Source organism: Bradyrhizobium cedriense (assembly GCF_054602315.1).
This window is the reverse complement of sequence record NZ_JBTSWB010000001.1, coordinates 105,777-123,021: the sequence shown is the minus strand read 5'-3', so window position 1 is coordinate 123,021 and position 17,245 is coordinate 105,777. Positions and strand designations below refer to the sequence as shown.

At 65.7% G+C, this 17,245-nt stretch carries 17 protein-coding genes; 1 reads left to right on the top strand and 16 read right to left on the bottom strand.

Annotation, left to right across the window (positions count from 1 at the left end):
• Positions 1-114 precede the first annotated feature (114 nt).
• A complete protein-coding gene (locus ACYCVF_RS00605) occupies positions 115-1,902 on the top strand; it encodes a peptide ABC transporter substrate-binding protein (protein ID WP_459596586.1) in 1,788 nt (595 codons plus the stop codon).
• A gap of 379 nt (positions 1,903-2,281) precedes the next feature.
• Here the strand turns inward: ACYCVF_RS00605 and ACYCVF_RS00600 are convergent, their stop codons facing one another.
• The 16 genes from ACYCVF_RS00600 to ACYCVF_RS00525 all read right to left on the bottom strand — a co-directional run bounded on the left by ACYCVF_RS00600 (position 2,282) and on the right by ACYCVF_RS00525 (position 17,206).
• Entirely contained in the window at positions 2,282-2,467 is a 186-nt protein-coding gene (locus ACYCVF_RS00600) for a hypothetical protein (protein WP_459596585.1), read from the bottom strand.
• Positions 2,464-2,625 (bottom strand): DUF2934 domain-containing protein, encoded by a 162-nt coding sequence (locus tag ACYCVF_RS00595; protein ID WP_459596584.1) that lies wholly within the window; start codon positions 2,623-2,625, stop codon positions 2,464-2,466. Before ACYCVF_RS00595 ends, ACYCVF_RS00600 begins: the two co-directional genes overlap by 4 nt.
• A gap of 1,033 nt (positions 2,626-3,658) precedes the next feature.
• Positions 3,659-5,026, bottom strand: a complete 1,368-nt coding sequence (locus ACYCVF_RS00590) for a PAS domain-containing sensor histidine kinase (protein WP_459596583.1) — start codon at positions 5,024-5,026, stop codon at positions 3,659-3,661.
• Positions 5,001-6,458, bottom strand: coding sequence for a sigma-54-dependent transcriptional regulator (locus ACYCVF_RS00585; RefSeq protein ID WP_459596581.1), 1,458 nt, complete (start codon positions 6,456-6,458; stop codon positions 5,001-5,003). The genes ACYCVF_RS00590 and ACYCVF_RS00585 overlap by 26 nt, the downstream gene beginning before the upstream one ends.
• Positions 6,455-8,155 (bottom strand): hydrogenase maturation protein, encoded by a 1,701-nt coding sequence (locus ACYCVF_RS00580; RefSeq protein WP_459612923.1) that lies wholly within the window; start codon positions 8,153-8,155, stop codon positions 6,455-6,457. Before ACYCVF_RS00580 ends, ACYCVF_RS00585 begins: the two co-directional genes overlap by 4 nt.
• Positions 8,156-8,163: 8 nt before the next feature.
• Positions 8,164-9,204 carry a hydrogenase expression/formation protein HypE gene (gene hypE / locus ACYCVF_RS00575; RefSeq protein ID WP_459596579.1) on the bottom strand — a complete coding sequence of 347 codons (1,041 nt, stop codon included), beginning with the start codon at positions 9,202-9,204 and terminating at the stop codon, positions 8,164-8,166.
• Positions 9,201-10,343, bottom strand: a complete 1,143-nt coding sequence (gene hypD, locus ACYCVF_RS00570) for a hydrogenase formation protein HypD (protein ID WP_459596578.1) — start codon at positions 10,341-10,343, stop codon at positions 9,201-9,203. Before hypD ends, hypE begins: the two co-directional genes overlap by 4 nt.
• Positions 10,340-10,576 (bottom strand): HypC/HybG/HupF family hydrogenase formation chaperone, encoded by a 237-nt coding sequence (locus ACYCVF_RS00565; protein ID WP_459596576.1) that lies wholly within the window; start codon positions 10,574-10,576, stop codon positions 10,340-10,342. Before ACYCVF_RS00565 ends, hypD begins: the two co-directional genes overlap by 4 nt.
• Positions 10,576-12,825 carry a carbamoyltransferase HypF gene (gene hypF, locus ACYCVF_RS00560; protein ID WP_459597931.1) on the bottom strand — a complete coding sequence of 750 codons (2,250 nt, stop codon included), beginning with the start codon at positions 12,823-12,825 and terminating at the stop codon, positions 10,576-10,578. Before hypF ends, ACYCVF_RS00565 begins: the two co-directional genes overlap by 1 nt.
• A complete protein-coding gene (gene hypB / locus ACYCVF_RS00555) occupies positions 12,825-13,745 on the bottom strand; it encodes a hydrogenase nickel incorporation protein HypB (protein WP_459596575.1) in 921 nt (306 codons plus the stop codon). Before hypB ends, hypF begins: the two co-directional genes overlap by 1 nt.
• On the bottom strand, positions 13,745-14,086 hold the full coding sequence (gene hypA, locus ACYCVF_RS00550) for a hydrogenase maturation nickel metallochaperone HypA (protein ID WP_459596574.1): 342 nt from the start codon (positions 14,084-14,086) through the stop codon (positions 13,745-13,747). The genes hypB and hypA overlap by 1 nt, the downstream gene beginning before the upstream one ends.
• Positions 14,079-15,173 carry a nickel-dependent hydrogenase large subunit gene (locus ACYCVF_RS00545; protein ID WP_459596573.1) on the bottom strand — a complete coding sequence of 365 codons (1,095 nt, stop codon included), beginning with the start codon at positions 15,171-15,173 and terminating at the stop codon, positions 14,079-14,081. Before ACYCVF_RS00545 ends, hypA begins: the two co-directional genes overlap by 8 nt.
• Positions 15,170-15,697: a [NiFe]-hydrogenase assembly chaperone HybE gene (hybE, locus tag ACYCVF_RS00540; RefSeq protein ID WP_459596572.1), complete on the bottom strand. Its 528-nt coding sequence runs from the start codon at positions 15,695-15,697 to the stop codon at positions 15,170-15,172. The genes ACYCVF_RS00545 and hybE overlap by 4 nt, the downstream gene beginning before the upstream one ends.
• Positions 15,694-15,903, bottom strand: coding sequence for a rubredoxin (locus tag ACYCVF_RS00535; RefSeq protein WP_239625902.1), 210 nt, complete (start codon positions 15,901-15,903; stop codon positions 15,694-15,696). Before ACYCVF_RS00535 ends, hybE begins: the two co-directional genes overlap by 4 nt.
• A complete protein-coding gene (locus ACYCVF_RS00530; RefSeq protein ID WP_459596571.1) occupies positions 15,900-16,763 on the bottom strand; it encodes a hydrogenase expression/formation protein in 864 nt (287 codons plus the stop codon). Before ACYCVF_RS00530 ends, ACYCVF_RS00535 begins: the two co-directional genes overlap by 4 nt.
• Positions 16,760-17,206, bottom strand: a complete 447-nt coding sequence (locus tag ACYCVF_RS00525; protein WP_459596570.1) for a thioredoxin domain-containing protein — start codon at positions 17,204-17,206, stop codon at positions 16,760-16,762. The genes ACYCVF_RS00530 and ACYCVF_RS00525 overlap by 4 nt, the downstream gene beginning before the upstream one ends.
• Between the last annotated feature and the right edge of the window lie 39 nt (positions 17,207-17,245).

Below are 17,245 nucleotides of genomic sequence, written 5' to 3'. Positions count from 1 at the left end.
GGCGCTCTCCACATCGTCATTTCGTCGTATCCCCGTCTTGCCGGCATTGCCGCCCCGGCCGTCATGAAACATGATGGCCGCCTGGTGACGCGTTGCGCAGGTGGAGGACATCCGATGAACGAGAACGAAATCCGCGGTCTGATCGCCGAGGTCAAGCAAGGCAGGCTGTCGCGTCGCTCGTTTATCCTGAAAGTCGCCGCGATCGGGATCGCGGCACCGGTTGCGAGCCAAATCCTGGCGTGGCACGACGTGGCGATGGCGGACGCCACGCTCGCCTACAAGCCGACCAAGGCCGGCGGCGGCGGCCTGCTCAAGATGCTGCTCTGGCAGGCGCCCACCCTGCTCAATCCGCATTTCGCGCTCGGCACCAAGGACCAGATCGCCACGCGCATCTTCTTCGAGCCGCTCGCCGGCTGGGACAGGGACGGCAATCTCATTCCCTGCCTGGCCGCCGAGGCGCCGACCAAGGCGAACGGGGGTCTTTCGGCCGACGGCATGAGCGTGATCTGGAAGCTGAAGCGAGGCGTGACGTGGCATGACGGCAAGCCCTTCACCGCCGACGACGTCGTCTTCACCTGGCAGTACGCCGCGGACCTCGCGACCGCGGCCTATACGACGGGCTCCTACAAGGACATCAAGGTCGAGAAGATCGACGACTACGCCGTCAAGGTGCTCTTCAAGGCGCCGACGCCGTTCTGGGCCGACCCCTTCGTCGGCTCGGTCGGCCAGATCCTGCCAAAGCATCATTTCGGCGACTATGTCGGCGCAAAGTCGCGCGAAGCCCCGGGCAATCTGAAGCCGGTCGGCACCGGTCCGTACAAATTCCTCGAGTTCAAGCCGGGCGACATGATCCGCGCCGAACGAAATCCCGACTATCACGTCAAGAACCAGCCGCACTTCGATACGCTGGAGGTCAAGGGCGGCGGCGACGCGGTGTCCGCGGCGCGCGCCGTGCTCCAGACCGGCGAGTACGACTTTGCCTGGAACATGCAGGTGGAGGAAGAGGTCCTCAAGCGCATGGAGACGGGCGGCAAAGGCAAGCTCGACATCACGCCTTCCGGCAATGTCGAGTTCATCATCCTCAACACCACGGATCCCTGGACCGAGGTCGATGGCGAGCGTTCCAGCGTCAAGACCAAGCACCCGACGCTGTCCGATCCCGCCGTTCGCCGGGCGATCAACCTCCTGATCGACCGCGATTCGATCCAGAAGTTCATTTACGGACGCGGCGCCATCGCAACCGCAAGCTTCGTCAACGCGCCCAAGCAGTTCAAGTCCCCCAAGCTGAAATACGAGTTCGACATCGACAAGGCCAGCAAGATCCTCGACGAGGCCGGCTGGACCAGGGGCGCGGACGGCATCCGCGAGAAGGACGGCAAGAAGCTCAAATACGTCTTCCAGACCTCGACCAACGCCCCGCGCCAGAAGACCCAGGCCATCATCAAGCAGGCCTGCCAGAAGGCTGGCATCGAGATCGAGATCAAGGCGGTCACCGCATCGGTGTTCTTCTCTTCCGACGTGGGCAACCCCGACACCTATTCGAAATTCTATGCCGACATGGAGATGTACAACACGACGCAGCCGCAGCCGGATCCGGAGCGCTTGCTGAACCAGTGCGTCTCCTGGGAGATCGCCACCAAGGACAACAAATGGCTGGGCCGCAACAACTCGCGCTATTCCGATCCCGAAGCCGACAAGTCGTACAAGGCCGCGCAGAACGAGCTCGATCCCGTCAAGCGCGCCGCGCTGCTGATCAAGGTCGACGAGATCTTCTGCGGGGCCAACGTGTTCCTGCCGCTGCTCTCGCGCCACATCGTCAACGCCAGCGTCAACAGCCTCATGACCGACATCTCGGGCTGGGACACCATCACCTGGAATCTGGCGGCGTGGCATCGGAGCTGAGGGTGGTTCGACGAAGGCTCTCGCGTCCGGACACGCTGCAACGCACATGGCGCATCGAAAACGCGCGAGAACGCGTTGACGGCGTTGCAGCGCAGCGCCGGGGCAAGGCAGGCGGCCCGTCGTGCACCTCACCACGCGTTCTCCATCATCTCTTCCACTGTGTGCTCCAGATCACAGCAGAATCACGCGCCTTGCCCTACAAAGACCAGGCATGGCCGCAAACAAGGTAACGGCGGTACGCACGAGCTGCGGAGGCGATCAACAGCTACGGACTTTTCGAAGCCGCCAGGGTGAAGAGCCCGGCGGCTTTTTCTTTTGTAGGGGACACGCAAGGCGGAGAGGGAGCTCACTCGACATCGCGGCTCATCTCCTCGCGGTTTCAGTGCCACGTCGTGTCCGCTTCGACGATCACCACTCTCGTTTCGGGATCTTCGGCCGTGTTGCAGGTGCAGGGCATGCCCTCGCCGCAGCGGCAGCCGCCCAGCTTCTCGCTCCAGGCCCGGAGCGGATGGTTCTCGCAGACCCATCCGAGACCCTGGCAGAACGGGCATGTCGCGTCGGTCACAGCGTATCCGGCGTCCGCAGCGTGTTCGACTTGTCCTCGTTGCGTAGCTCCTGCTCGGCGGCGTGCCAAAACTCTTCCTGGCGGCCTTCTGGCTTGCCGGCCTGCTCCCACAACTGATGCGCACGTTCTCTGATGTCTTGCTCGGTCGGCTCGGCCATTGCAGCTCCTGCTTGTGAAGCACGACCCCACCCTGGGGGGTATGGGGGGCTTGGAGGCGGGGCCGTGCAGGCCGGCCATCGGCGGCGAGGCCGGCCCGCGGATTCAAGCTTCGACCATATGCAAGAGTTCCTCGCGCCAGCCACCCGTCGGACGGAATCTGACCGGCGAACCTGCGGTTGCCCTCGGTCCCAGACGGCGGCCACGCCTTCGCGTTCTCGCGGCTTGTTTCGCCCGAGCTTTGCATCGTCGCTCTCCCTCTCGAGCCAAGAGGGGGCAGGGAAGGCCGGGTGCTGACAACGCACCCGCGGTCTGCTGCGCAAAATGCACACGCAGAAGAACCGCACAGCAGCATACAGGTGGTGCCGATCACTCGGCCTTCCCTGCGCGATGGTCGGACGGCTTATGCCGCGCTCTCCCGGGAGCCGAGTTCCCTCTGGCCTCCCTCGCCCCGGCGAAAGTCACCGGCACCCGCGCCGGTTGACGCAGCTGCCGCATTCGCAAGAGCTTGACCGTAGCAACGACGGCCAGGACCACACGGTTTTGCCGTACGCACGGCCCGCCATTTCGCCGCAGTTTTCCCGGCCCTGTCGACGGAGCCGGAAACTTGCAGGCGAGACGAAGCCTGGCAGCGCCGTTCGTCCGCGCGATGCCCAGGGCTCACGGAGAGCAATCCGCCCTGCCCCCGGCCTTTCGCGCCCGACGCTGCCGCGTCCACCGTAAGCCCGGCTCGCGAACATGACGACCACACGATCGCCCCTCAAGGATGAGCCGGGACGGGCGACACATACGTCAAAACCGAATTTCGGTAGAGTGGAATATTTTTGTGGGAAGGAGTTGACGGGGTGCGAAACAGGATCGGATTGAGCCAATGGGGGAGAAAGCCGAGAAACCTATCGACCCAACCGTTGGAGATCAGTGCCGGCGCCTCCTGATTTGCATCCTCACCGAGCCCCGGTGAGGTCGGCCAACACAAATGTGCCCGCATCCGCACCGACGTCGTATCGACAATCTTCGTTTCTGCGCGCCCGGTGTTTACGCCGCCGGCAAGGCAAACGAAAACGTCGCGCCGCCGTCCGGCTCATTCGCGGCGAGAAGCTCGCCGCCATGCTCGCGCACAATGCCGTAACTGATCCAGAGACCGAGCCCGGTGCCCTCGCCGACTCGCTTGGTCGTGAAGAACGGCTCGAAGATGTGGCTGATGTGGTCCTTGTCGATTCCCGGACCGTTGTCCGAAATCCGGAACAGGATCTCGTTGCCCCTGCGCGCTGCCGAGACGACCAGCCGCGGCAATTCGGTGCCGCGCATCGCGTCGATCGCGTTCTCGACGAGATTGACGATGACCTGATGCAATTGTCCCTCGTTGCCGGAGATCCAGAGTTCCGGCTCGAGCTCCATCTGCAGGTCGATGCGCACCTGCTTGGTGCGGACGGCCCAAAGCACCGCGGTGTTGATCAAACGCTCGATATTGACACGCTCAACCTCGCCGAGCTTGCTGAAGGAGAGTCGGCGCAGATTCTTCACGATCTCGCTGATCCGAACCGCCCCCTCCATGGTGCCCTCGATCAGCGGACCGAAATCCTCCATGACCTCGTCGATGCGCAGGCTCTTCTTCAATGCGGCGAGGTCGCTCGCCCGGCCCTTGCCGTGGATCGCGTCGAGATAGGCGACGATGGCCGCGCGGTAGCGGATCAACGTGTGAATGTTGCCGTAGACGAAGCTGATAGGATTGTTCAGCTCGTGCGCGACGCCGGCGACGAGACGGCCGAGGCTTGCCATCTTCTCCTGCTCGACCAGTTGCCGCTGGGCGCGCTGCAATTCGTGATGGGCCTTGTGCAGCGCCTCATAGGCGCGGCGCAGCTCGCCGATCGGCCGCCCCGTCAGCACCACGCCGATGAAGCGCCCGCGATGATCGTGGCGCGGCGAGCTGTTGATCGCGAACAGATCGGTGCTGCCACCATCCGTCGCGAACCTCAATTCACCGTCGATGACGTCGGGCGTTCCGCGCGGCTTCAACAGCGGCACCAGCTTGGCACCGTCGGCGGCATCGATGACGTCGGAGATGCTCCTGCCGACCACGTCCCCGACGCTGCGGCCGAGCGCATGCTGGAACGCAGAATTGACCTGCTGCACCATCCCCTTGGCGTCGCAGACGATCAGGATGTCGGAGACCGATTCGATGACGTTGGTGACGAAGGCCTGCGCCTCCTCGAGCTCCGCGTTCTTGTGCTCGAGGTCGACCTCGTAGCGCAAAAGGTCCGAATAGACCTCGTCCATCTTGCGGATGACTTCGATCCAGGCGCCTTCGCGCTCGCGGTCGAACTCGATCGCTCCGCCGCTGGTCACCAGCTTGAGCAGTGAATCCGCCTCACTCGCTTCAGGAGAATGCGTCGCCTTTGGCATTTTTTCTCAGATCATACCTGGACAGCTTGTTCCTGAGCCCTACCCGCGAGAGACCCAGCTCGCTGGCGACACGACTGATGTTTCCGTCGTTCCTCTCCAGGCAGTTCATGATAACCGACTTCTCGAGATCCTCCACCTTGTCTTTCAGCGAGGCCGATCCGTTCATCTTGCCAGGGATCGACAGCGGCGCGGATCGCTTCCCGTTGCGACGGCCGAGCAGCGGCGGCGCGCGCAGCTCGTCCCGGTCGGCGAGCACGACCATGCGCTGGATCTCGTTCTGGAGCTCGCGTACGTTGCCCGGCCAGTGATATTTGCCGAATTCATCCAGCGCCGAACGCGCAAAGCGCAGATTCGGCCGGTTGAAGGAACTCTTGACCGCCGACAGCACCCCCTCCGCAATCAGCGGAATGTCCATCGGGCGCTCGCGCAGCGCCGGCATGTGTACCGGGAATGCGGCGAGGCGGTAGTACAGGTCGCGCCGGAAGCGACCGGCCTCGACCTCCGCCTCCAGGTCGCGATTGGTCGCCGCCACCACGCGCACGTCGACCTTACGCACCCGCTGCGCGCCGAGTGGCCGGATCTCGCTCTCCTGCAGCACACGCAGCAGCTTGACCTGGAACGCCGGAGAGGTTTCGCCGATCTCGTCGAGGAAGATGGTGCCGCCATCGGCGACCTCGAACAGGCCGATGCGATCCTGGTAGGCGCCCGTGAAGGCGCCCTTCTTGCAACCGAACAGCTCGCTTTCCAGGAGTTCGTCCGGCAGCGCACCGCAGTTCTCGACCACGAACGCCTTATTGGCCCGCGCCGACCCGTAATGGATGGCGCGAGCCAGAAGCTCCTTGCCGGTACCGGATTCTCCGGTGATCAGAACCGAGATATCGTAGTCGGCTGCGCGCCTGCCGAGCTCGATCACGGCGTGCATCGGGCTTTCCTTGGAATGTACGATGCGGTCGAAATCGTAGAGCTGCTTGGCCACTCCGCGCTTGACCGAGACGACCTTCTTGATGTGCCCCGAGGTCGCCTTGACGTCGACGCCGGCGGTCTCGGTCTCCTTCTGCAGCCGATAGAGCTGAACCGCCTCCTTGACGGTTTCGACCAGTTGGTCCGGCTGCCAGGGCTTGGTGATGTATTGATAGATGCCGGCCTCATTCAGCCCCGCGATGATGTCCTCTGAGTCCGAATAGCCGGAAATGATCATCCGCACCGGATCCGGCCAGAGCTCGCGGACGCGCTTCAGGAAGCTCACGCCGGACTCGTGCGGCATCCGCTGGTCGCAGAGGATCGCGTGGACGATCTCGCCCTCCAGAAGCTTCTCTGCATCGGTCGCGTTGCCGACGCAGAGCACCTCGAAATCCTCCCTGAGCACGCGCCGAAGTGCTTCCTGCGAGCGGACTTCGTCGTCGACGACGAGAATGGTTCCCTGAATGCTCACGATGGCACCACCATGCCGACTGGCCGATCTGGCGCACGCCTGACACGGTGACCAGCGATGGTCAGCGGCGTGCGCGACTTCGGCACCTTGTGGATGAAATTGTAGCGCGCGACGTGGTAGCTCGGATCGAAGCCGTAGAAATTCAGCTTCATCCGCCGCAGCTCCTCGTCGCGGTAGGACTGCAGGGGCTTCTCGGCCTCATCGGCGGCGCTCCGCTGCCGCTTGGCGGCAAGGCGCATGGCAAAGCCGGCATCCGACGCCATGGCAGAGCCGAGCTTCACGAGGCTTGCATCGGCGAGCGCCTCGCCCGACAGCACGCGATCGACGATGCCGAGGCGCGCGGCCTCCGCCACGCCCATCGGGAGCCGGCATTGCGTGATCCGGGTTGCGTTCGCGGCGCCCGCACGGCGCGGCAGCAGATAGGTCCAGTATTCCGAACCGTAAAGATTGCCCATGTCCTTGTAATGCGGATTGAGGACGGTCTGGTCGCTCGCCCAGACCTCGTCGGCGGCAAGACTCAGGAAGACGCCGCCCGCGCCCGCATTGCCGCGAATGACCGAGACGACCAGGCGGTCGGTGGTCTCGATGATCGCCTGGGCGAGGTCGTCGATCGCATTGATGTTGCGCCAGGACTCGTCCGCGGGGCTGTCGGCCGCCTCGATTTCTGCAAGATGGATGCCGTTTGACCAATAATCCCGGCCACCGGTCAGGAGCAGCACCCTGGTCGGGCGCGCCAGCGCCGCACGATAGGCCTCGAGCAGGGTCTCGCAGTCGCCAGTCGCCATGGCGCCGTTGTAGAAGGAGAACGCGAGCTCGCCGACCTCGCCATGCTCGCGATATCGGATCGGGGCGTAGCCGCATCCGGGCCGGTGCGGCAGCTGCGCCGCCTCCGCGGCGAAGACTTTCGCCGCCGGCAGCTTCAGGCTCTTCGGCGCGAGCTTCCTGACATGCCCGATCCAGACCGCACCATCGATCGTGGCGCGCGCCAGCGCGCCGTCGCATCGCGCCACGACGGTGCCGGGCACGCCGGAGATGCCGTGCGCCTCATGCGCATCGAACAGCCTGACCTCCTGGAAGAACAGGCTGTCGACCAGGCCCGGCATGCCGTCGGCGCTGTCGATCTTGCGCAGCACGGTCGCGGCGGTGTCGTGCTGCCAGTCGATCGCCCGGTCCGCCTGGCGGCAAGGGCCGCGCACGCGAATGCGCGGGTCGTCCGCATCCATTGGCTGCGGGGCAGTCCGTCCGGATTCGATCGCCGCGACAGCTTCGAGCACCGCTGCAACCGCGCAGCACGTCACCTCGTTGCGGTAGATGCTGGACTTAGGCACGCGCCGCATCGGGAAGCCGCGGAACGCCCAGACCGGACCGGCGTCGAACTCGCCATCCGCCTGCAAGACCGTGACGCCCCACTCGCCTGCACCGTCCAGAATCGCCCAGTCAAGCGCCGCCGGACCGCGGTCGCCGGGCGGACCGGGATGGACGACCAGACAACGCACGCCGCGCCAGACGTCGTCGGAAATCGCCCGCTTCAGGAACGGTGCGATCACAAGGTCCGGCCGATGCAGCGCCACGCTCTCGCGCGTGACCTCGGCATGGATGTCGAGCTCGACGGCAACGTCGTGGCCTCGCTCCCTGAGCTCGACATGGAGCCGCTGCGTCAGGCTGTTGAAGGAATGCGACAGGAGCAGAATGCGCATCATGGACCCTAACAGATTCTCGGCAATTGCTCGCCCGATAGCCAGTCGACGATCCGCCCGCCGCCGAAGCTCGTGGCCATCTGCACGAAATGATGATCGTCGGCCACGGCTTCGCCGATGTCGGCGGCGTCGCGGCCAAGCGGATGCGCCCGCATCGCGTCCAGCACCGCGCCGGCAAGCTCGGGCGCGACGATCGCGACCAGCTTGCCCTCATTGGCGACATGGAGCGGATCGAGGCCGAGCAGCTCGCACGCTGCCGCCACACCCGGCTTGACCGGGATCGCCTCCTCGCGAAGGTGGAAGCCGAGGTCGGACTGCTGGGCGATCTCGTTCAGCGTCGCGGCAAGGCCGCCGCGGGTGGGATCGCGCATCAGACGGACGCCGCGGCCGCCGGCTTCGACCATCTTGGCGACGAGACCGTTCAGCGCCGCCGAATCCGAGACGATCTCGGTCTCGAAGGCGAGATTCTGCCGCTTCGACATGATCGCCACGCCGTGATCGCCGAGCGTGCCCGAGATCAGGATGCGATCGCCGGGGCGGGCATTCTCCGCCGAGAGATCGAGCCCGTGAGGCACCACCCCGACGCCGGCGGTCGAGATGAACAGGCCGTCGGCCTTGCCGCGCTCGACCACCTTGGTGTCGCCGGTGATGATGTGGACGCCGGCCGTGCGCGCCGCCTCGCCCATCGATTCCGCGATCATCTTGAGGTCGGCGAAGCGGAAGCCTTCCTCGATGATAAAGCTTGCAGAGAGGTAGAGCGGACGGGCACCGGCCATGGCGATATCGTTGACGGTGCCGTGCACTGCAAGCGAGCCGATATTGCCGCCGGGGAAGAACAGCGGCGAGACCACATAGCCGTCGGTGGTCATCACCATGCGCCCGGCACCGACGTCGAAGGCCGACTGGTCGTTGCCGCGCGCCAGCCATTCATTGCCGAAGGCCTCGTGGAACAGACCCGAGATCAACTGCGCCATGGCCCGGCCGCCCGAGCCGTGGGACAGGTCGACGCAGCCGTTCCTGATGTCGAGCTTGCGCTGGTAGGCCTTCATGACGCGCGCCTTTGCTGGTGGTCGCGGAAGCGGCCATAGGTCCAATGTGCGGCGCAGGCGCCTTCGGAGGAGACCATGCAGGAGCCCATGGGCGTGTCCGGCGTGCAGACGGTGCCGAACAGCTTGCAGTCGACCGGCTTCTTGACGCCGCGCAGGATCGCGCCGCATTCGCACGCGGGATTGTCGTCGACGCGCAGCTCGTGCATGTCGAAGCGCACCTCGGCATCGTACGTGGCGTAAGCGCGCTTCAGCTTCAGCCCGCTATAGGGGACCTGTCCGAGCCCCCGCCATTCGAACTGATCGCGCAGCTCGAAGATGTCGGAGACCTCCTCCTTGGCACGCAGATTGCCGTCGCGGTTCACCGCGCGGCTGTACTGGTTCTCGACCTCGTGCCTGTCCTCGTTGACCTGTCGCACCAGCATCAGGATCGCCTGCATCATGTCGAGCGGCTCGAAGCCCGCGATCACCACGGGCTTGCCGAACTCCTCGGCAAAGAACTCGTAAGGAGCCGTGCCGATGATCGTCGAGACATGGGCCGGCCCGACGAAACCGTCGATCTCGACCCGGCCGATGTTGCGGATGTCGGGACTTTCCAGGATGTTCTGCATCGCCGGCGGAGTCAGCACGTGGTTGCAGAACACGGTGAAGTTTGCGAGCTGCTTCTTCTCCGCCAGCCGGATCATGACCGCGGTCGGCGGCGTCGTGGTCTCGAAGCCGATGGCGAAGAACACCACCTCACGCCCAGGATTGTCCTCGGCGATCCGGATGACATCGATGGTGGAATAGACCATGCGGATGTCGGCGCCGCGCGCCTTGGCCTTCAACAGCGACGCGCCCTGCGAACCGGGAACGCGCATCAGGTCGCCATAGACGCACAGGATGATGTCCGGCCGCTCGGCGAGCCGGATCGCCATGTCGATGCGTCCGGCCGGCAGCACGCACACCGGGCAGCCGGGGCCGTGGATCATCCGCACATTCTTCGGCAGCATGTCCTCGAGGCCGTAGCGCGAGATCGCGTGGGTATGGCCGCCGCAGAATTCCATGAAGCGATAGGGCTTCTGCGGATCGGCTTCCGCGCGGATCGCTTTCGCGAGCCCGAGGGCGATCTCCTTGTCGCGAAACTCATCGGCGTATTTCATGGCGCGGCCCCCTGCCCCTCGGCGCTGAGCTCGCGCAGCAGCTCGAGCGTCCGCCTCGCCTCCTCCGGATCGATCTTCGCCAGGGCATAGCCGACATGGATGATCACGTAGTCGCCGACGGCGAGATCCTCGATCAAGGCGACCGATATCTCCTTGCTGACGCCGTCGATGGAGACGACGGCCATCTCGTCGGGCAGGAGCTTCGTGACCTCGGCAGGTATCGCGAGACACATCAGGCTGTTCCTTCAAGGCCGTATTGTTCGAGCTGGAGCACGCCGATCCAGGCCTGGCCCAGGCTGAGACCGCCGTCATTGGGCGGCATTTGCCGCGGCAGCAGCGGCAAGAGGCCTGCGGCGATGCAGCCGCGCTCGATCTCAAAACTGAGGATCGCGTTGAGAAAGCAACCGCCGCCCAGGGCGACGGTCGTGATTCCGGTCTCGCGCGCCGCACGGCCGATCCAGTCGACGCAGGCGGCGGCGAGCGTGCCGTGAAAGAGCTCGGCGCCGTCGACCGGGTCGGGGCCGTCGGCGAGACGTCCGAGCAGCGGGAGGAGCGAGAGCACGCCATTACCGATCGTCCAGCCGCCCGCCTCAACGCGCGGCCGACGCACCAGCGCTTCCAGCTTCATCGCGGCCTCGCCCTCGTAGCTCTGTACAGCCTGGACCCCGAGCAGTCCCGCCACCGCATCGAACAGCCGGCCGGCACTGGTCGTCGTCGGCACGTCGCCCCGGCGGAGCAAGGCAGCGAGCTGTGCCGCCTGCGGCTGCGCCGCGAAGCGGCTTGCAATGTCGTCGCCGCGCGAGAAGCCATGCAGCACGCTCGCCGCCATCCGCCACGGTTCTCGCGCGGCGCGATCGCCGCCGGGCATCATGAGAGGCGCGAGATGACCGATCCGCCGGAAGTGCGCGCCCTCGCAGGCGAGCAGCTCGCCGCCCCAATTGCCGCCGTCGCTGCCTTGTCCGAAGCCGTCCAGCACCAGCGCCAGCACGGGACCCTCGACGCCGTACTCCGCCATCACTGCAGCCGCATGGGCGTGATGATGCTGGACAGCGATCAGCCGTCTTCCGCTGGCTTCGGCGAAGCGGGTCGACGCCGTGTTCGGATGCAGGTCATGGACGACGGCGACCGGATCGACATCCAGCGTCGACAACAGGTGCTGCACCGTCTCCTCGAAGAAGCGGACGCCTTCGGCGGTGTCGAGATCGCCGATGTGCTGGGAGACGAAGGCCTGGTCGCCACGCGTCACCGTCACGGTCGACTTCAGCGCACCACCGACCGCAAGGATCGGCGGCACGGACCGCGCGAGGCGCACCGGCTCGGGCACATAGCCGCGGGCACGGCGGACGAACTGCGTCCGGCCGGCGACGACCATGGCCACGGAATCATCGGCGCGCGTGACGATGTCGCGATCATGCGTGACGACGAGGTCGGCGATGCCGGAAAGCCGCAGCTCCGCCTCGTGATTGTCGATCAGAATCGGCTCGCCGCCGGGATTGGCGCTGGTGGCGACGATCGCCCAGCTCTCGCCCCTGCGCGGATGCGCCGATTGCAGAGCATGGAAGATGAGATGATGCAGCGGGCTGACCGGCAGCATCACGCCAATTCGCGACAATTTTGGCGCGATCGCGCCCGCGAGGCGCCTGTGCGACGCCATCAGCACGATCGGCCGCGCCGTCGTTTCGAGCAAGGCAAGCTCGGCAGCACTGGCGTCGGCGATCCCGCCCACGTCGTCGCGCGAGGCGACCATCACCGCGAACGGCTTCTGGTCGCGATGCTTGCGTTGCCGCAGCCGCGCGACGGCGTCATCATGGCGGGCATCGCAGAGTAGCTGATAGCCGCCGAGCCCCTTGATCGCCACGATCCGCCCGACAGCGATCGCAGCCGCGATCTCAGCTATGCCATGGCTGAGCCGCGGACCGCATTGCGGGCAGGCAATCGCCTCGGCGTGGAAACGGCGGCTTGCAGGATCGGCATATTCGGCGGCACAGGCCGCGCACATGGCAAAGTGCTTCATGGCCGTTGCCGCTCGATCATAGGGCAGCCGCTCGGCGATGGTGTAGCGCGGACCGCAATGGGTGCAGTTGACGAAGGGGTAGAGGTGGAAGCGGCTGGCCGGATCGAACAGCTCGCGCAGGCATTCCTCGCAGGTCGCCGCATCGGCGACGATTCGTGTCGACACCCTGCCCTGCTCGCTGGCGCGGATGCAGAACTCATCGGCCGCGACCGGCCCGATCCGCTGCACCGAAATCTCGTCGATCCGGGCGAGCGGCGGCTTCTCCAGCGGCAGCGCCGTGACGAAATCGGAGGCGCGCTCGCCCTCGACCTCGATGACGACGCCGTGGGAATCGTTGGCGACGAAGCCGCCGAGGCGGTAGCGCGTGGCGAGACCATAGACATAGGGACGAAAGCCGACGCCCTGCACGGCGCCGCGCACATGCAGGCGCAGCCTCTTGCCCTCTCGTGCCGTGGCTTCGCCGCCCATCATCCCTGTGCCGCCATCCCGGTCTGTTTCACCTTCGCCCAGCGCCTGCGTATCCAGGCATAGAAGGCGGAAAAGCCTTCGCCGGTGCGCGCCGACACCGTCAGCACCTCGATGTTCGGATTGACCCGGCGCGCATATTCGATGGTCTTCGCCAGATCGAAATCGAGCACGGGCGCAAGGTCGATTTTGTTGATCAGCATCAGCGACGAGGCTGCGAACATGTCGGGGTACTTCAGCGGCTTGTCCTCGCCTTCGGTGGTCGAGAACACCACGATCTTGCAGGCTTCGCCGAGATCGAACGCCGCCGGGCAAACCAGATTGCCGACATTCTCGATGAAGAGCAGGCCGCCGTTCAGCCAGGGCAGCCGGTCATAGGCTTCGCCGACCATGGCGGCATCGAGATGACAGCCCTTGCCGGTATTGACCTGGATCGCCGGCACGCCGGTGGCGCGAATGCGCTCGGCATCGTTCGAGGTCTGCTGGTCGCCTTCGATCACGCCGATCGCAAAGTTTGTCTTCAACTCGGACACGGCGCGGACCAGCAGCGAAGTCTTGCCGGCGCCGGGGCTGGAGACCAGGTTGAAGGCAAGCACGCCGTCGGCCGCAAAGCGGGCGCGGTTGTCGGCCGCAAGCCGGTCGTTCTTGCCGAGGATGTCGCGCTCGACCTGGATGATACGGTCGCTGCTCATGCCGGCGATCTGCTGGCCCGCCGGATTGGCGCCGCAGTCGAGCAGCCCGGCGTCATCGGGGGCATGGGCATGACCGTGGTGATGGTGGTGACCGTGATCGTGGCCATGACCGCGGTGGTGATGATGATGGTGGTCCCCGCCGTGCTCATGGCCATCACCGTGATCATGATGATGATCATGCGCATGTTCGATCGATGCCTTGCCGTCGCCGCAGCCGCAGACCGTACACATCAGTCGACCTCCAATTCCCTTACGCGCATCTCTTCGCCGCCCGTCACCTGCAATTGGTAGCCGCCGCAGGACGGGCACGGCTCGTAACGCTGCCCGATCTCGACGGCTTTGGAACAGGCCATACACCAGGCCGTGCCGGGCGTCTCGACGATCTCCAGCCGCGCGCCTTGCGCGATGGTCCGCGCGGCGACGGCATCGAAGCAGAATTTCAGCGCCTCCGGCGCGACATGGCTCAGCGCACCGATCTCCAGACAGACGACGTTCACCTTGGTGAAGGCGCGCTTGCGCGCCTCCTCCTCGACGATACCGACGATGCCTTCGCACAGCGCCATCTCATGCATGGCCGGCCTCGCGAAAATCCAGGTTGAAGCCGACGCAGGGATCGAAGGAGCCGACCAGCGCGCGAACCGCATCCTGTCCTTGCCGGCCGGCCGCGAGCGTCGCGCCCTTGAGGCTCCTGACCAGCGGTCCGCGGGCGTGGAAATTCCACTCGGTCGGTGCCAGGAACTCGAATTTGACGATGCGATCCTCCTCGTCGAGTGCGACCGCATGATGGAGGCGCCCGCGTGCGCATTCGACAGCGGCCGCCCCCTTGCCTGCGTCGAGCCGGTAGCTCGCGACGACGTCGTCATCGAGATTCGCATCACCACGATCGAGCCAGACGCAGAGCCGCCCGACCTCGGCCACCCGCGCCTTCAGACGCGCGGCAGGGCCAGCTTCCGCCGCCGAGACCGCTTCACGGCGCGCCCTGCGCGCCCAGACGCCGGTTTCCGGAATCCGGCCGCAGAGGTCCGGCGCATCGGAATAGGCCGCACCGTCCGCCAGCAGACGCGTGACGATGTCTAGATCGTCCGCCGCCGTCAGGAAGGATGAATCGGCATCCGGCTGCAACACCAGCTTGCCATCGCATCCCGCGACCGAAGCGGCGAGCGCGCTGCCAGGCGCGAGCGTCCCGTCTTCGTCGCCGGCGATCCCGATCGCGCCGAGCGCGGTCTTGATCTTCACCACCGCGTCGCGATGCAAGGCCGGTGGGACGGCTTCGTCCGCGCGGCCGAGCAGCGCGCTCGCCTGCATGACCGCGCGCATCGCCGGCGCGCTTGTGCCGTCGAGCGCGAGCCGTCCGATGAACAGGCCGCGAAGCAGTTCGGTCAGCCGCTCGACGACGACTGCGGTGACGCGACTCCGCGCCGTTGCAGGAGCCGCCTGCCGCCCTTGCGCGGATTCCACCGCAGACTGGAACGCCACGTGATGGGCGACCGAGCACAGCGAAAACAGACGCGGAAGCACGGCGAGCAGCGAAGTCGCGGGCTTTCCCGCAAACAGCCGCGTCAGCGGCGGCCGGCTGCGCGGCTCGATCGCGACGTCGGCGACCGTGGCGCCGGACAACATCACCGTGACATCGATCTCGTTGCGGAACGAGAGGGTCATCCGCGCCGCTCCGTCAAGGCACCGCGCAGGAAGTTACGCCGGTCGATCGGGCTTGTCGCGGGCTCGCGGCGGCGAACCGCCTCTTCGCTGTCCGCCGGCAGCATCAATTCGGCAAGCGCGGCTTCGGCCGTCGCTCGCGCGGCATCCATGTCGGCGAATTGGAACATCGGCGAGAACAGCGAGCAGCTCGCGATCCGGCCAATCCGGGCGACGTCGCTGAGGGTGAATTCGATATCGCCCGCGGGAAAGCGCATTCGCACGGCCGCGACCGAGGTGGCCGGCGCCGCCGCGCCTCCCGGCATCACCACATTCATGAACCATGGCGTGACCATGATGCCGACGATCGTGCCGTTGAAGGGGCGGAAACCGACCGCCTCCACGCCGAGCGCATCGTTGTAGATGGGAAGATCGCGCATCGCGCGTTCGTCGATCTCCCGATAGCTTGCGGCCAGAAGCTCTCCCCACGCCGCGGCGTCGTCGCCGCCGGCAGGACTTGATGGACTCGCTGGCGCGCAGCCGGTCATGTTTCGATCGCCATGAACTTGGATTTCGGCGCGTCGCAATTCGGGCAGTGCCACTCTTCCGGCAGCGCCGCGAACGGCGTGCCCGGCGCGATCTGCGCTACCTCATCGCCATCCGCCGGATCGTAGACGGTCCAGCAGATGCCGCATTCCAGCCGCGTGACGTCGGCGACGTCCTGGCGGACGCCAAAATTCTCGAAGGCGCTCATTTGAAGTAGGCCTCGATGATTTCCCGCAGCCGCTCGGCGGAATCCTCGAAATCCTCGTCCGCTGCCAGCGCAACCGTCGGCACGCCGCCGACTTCGAGCGTATCGAGAATGATGGTGTCCATGGCGTTGAAGAACTGCACAGACCAGACATTGCGGATACCGGTGGAGAGCACCCGGCAGGTGCCGTAGCCGCGCGAGACGAGCTGAATCGGTCCGTTCCGGATCGTGTCCTGCAGGAAGCTCATGTCGACCGGGCTCATCGGCAGGAGCGTGAAATTGATGATCTGCGAGCGAATGCCGGGCCGCCAAGCCTGCGCCCGCTCGCGGATCTCCGCAAGCACCGGCAGCACGTTCATGGCGCCCTCCGGCACCTGCCCGATCTCGAAGTCGGCGGATGTCAGGTCGACCGCCGCGCGCCTGACGATCTCCGGAATGGCCCCGATCTCGAGATATTCGGAAGTGGCGTCGGTCTCGAGCCGTACGCGCCAGATTCCGGCCAGCACCGATTCCTGGATCTGCGCCAACGATCCGTCCGGCAGCGCGACGACGCCGGCGACCTCGCCTTCGCCGAGCACGTCGGCCACCAGCTTGCTCTCGAGATCGTTGAGATTGGCGAGCCGGAACAATTGCGTCGGCGCGTCCGACTTCTGGCCTTCAATGGCATCCGCGATCTGCGAGAGCAACGAGACGGCATTCGGACAGCTCTTTGCAAGCTCCGCACTGTCGAGCGTTGCAAGCTTTGCCAGCGCGCCGGCCGCCGTCAGGCTGCCCTTCCCTGCATTGAGACTCTCTTCGCCGATCGGAAACACGTTGACCGGTTGCGCGGCGCCTTCGGGCGTATCCCAGAAGCCGGCCTTCATAGTCCGACCTCTTGTTCGCGATGCCGGGGAACGATGGTGACGGCGACTGCGGCGCCTTGCCCGCGCGGCCGGTCGATCAGCTTGGTGATGCGGTCGACATAGACCGACCAGTCCTGGATCTTGGCGATCAGTCCCAGCGTCTCGCCCTTGGCGACGAAGATCAGCGTCGGCTGCACGCGCACGCCGAAGCGCTGGCCGAGCGCGCTCTCGTCGCCGCGGGCGATGATCGCGCCGCGCAGCCGATTGCCGAACGCTGCGATGAGTTCGGGCAGCACCACGGCGACATCGATTGCCTCCGGAAAGCGGTTCGGATCGCCTGCCGACAGCAGCACCGCGACCGCACCGGCCTCGTCCGCTCCGCCAAGAAAACGATCGACCGTCACAGCATCGACCTCGGGCAGACCACTCCGCGCCAGATCATGCTTTCCCGCCTGGAATTCCATCGAACCTCCCCTGAAAAGCTTATGATTTTGCTCGAGCTA

Coding starts and splice junctions, on each gene's coding strand:
- ACYCVF_RS00525 (WP_459596570.1), bottom strand. CDS start 17,206: ATGGAATTCCAGGCGGGAAAGCATGATCTGGCGCGGAGTGGTCTGCCC.
- hypE (WP_459596579.1), bottom strand. CDS start 9,204: ATGAAGGCCTACCAGCGCAAGCTCGACATCAGGAACGGCTGCGTCGAC.
- ACYCVF_RS00605 (WP_459596586.1), top strand. CDS start 115: ATGAACGAGAACGAAATCCGCGGTCTGATCGCCGAGGTCAAGCAAGGC.
- ACYCVF_RS00535 (WP_239625902.1), bottom strand. CDS start 15,903: ATGAGCGCCTTCGAGAATTTTGGCGTCCGCCAGGACGTCGCCGACGTC.
- hypA (WP_459596574.1), bottom strand. CDS start 14,086: ATGCATGAGATGGCGCTGTGCGAAGGCATCGTCGGTATCGTCGAGGAG.
- ACYCVF_RS00565 (WP_459596576.1), bottom strand. CDS start 10,576: ATGTGTCTCGCGATACCTGCCGAGGTCACGAAGCTCCTGCCCGACGAG.
- ACYCVF_RS00545 (WP_459596573.1), bottom strand. CDS start 15,173: ATGACCCTCTCGTTCCGCAACGAGATCGATGTCACGGTGATGTTGTCC.
- hybE (WP_459596572.1), bottom strand. CDS start 15,697: ATGACCGGCTGCGCGCCAGCGAGTCCATCAAGTCCTGCCGGCGGCGAC.
- ACYCVF_RS00590 (WP_459596583.1), bottom strand. CDS start 5,026: ATGCCAAAGGCGACGCATTCTCCTGAAGCGAGTGAGGCGGATTCACTG.
- hypF (WP_459597931.1), bottom strand. CDS start 12,825: ATGGGCGGCGAAGCCACGGCACGAGAGGGCAAGAGGCTGCGCCTGCAT.
- ACYCVF_RS00580 (WP_459612923.1), bottom strand. CDS start 8,155: ATGCGCATTCTGCTCCTGTCGCATTCCTTCAACAGCCTGACGCAGCGG.
- hypD (WP_459596578.1), bottom strand. CDS start 10,343: ATGAAATACGCCGATGAGTTTCGCGACAAGGAGATCGCCCTCGGGCTC.
- hypB (WP_459596575.1), bottom strand. CDS start 13,745: ATGTGTACGGTCTGCGGCTGCGGCGACGGCAAGGCATCGATCGAACAT.
- ACYCVF_RS00530 (WP_459596571.1), bottom strand. CDS start 16,763: ATGAAGGCCGGCTTCTGGGATACGCCCGAAGGCGCCGCGCAACCGGTC.
- ACYCVF_RS00595 (WP_459596584.1), bottom strand. CDS start 2,625: ATGGCCGAGCCGACCGAGCAAGACATCAGAGAACGTGCGCATCAGTTG.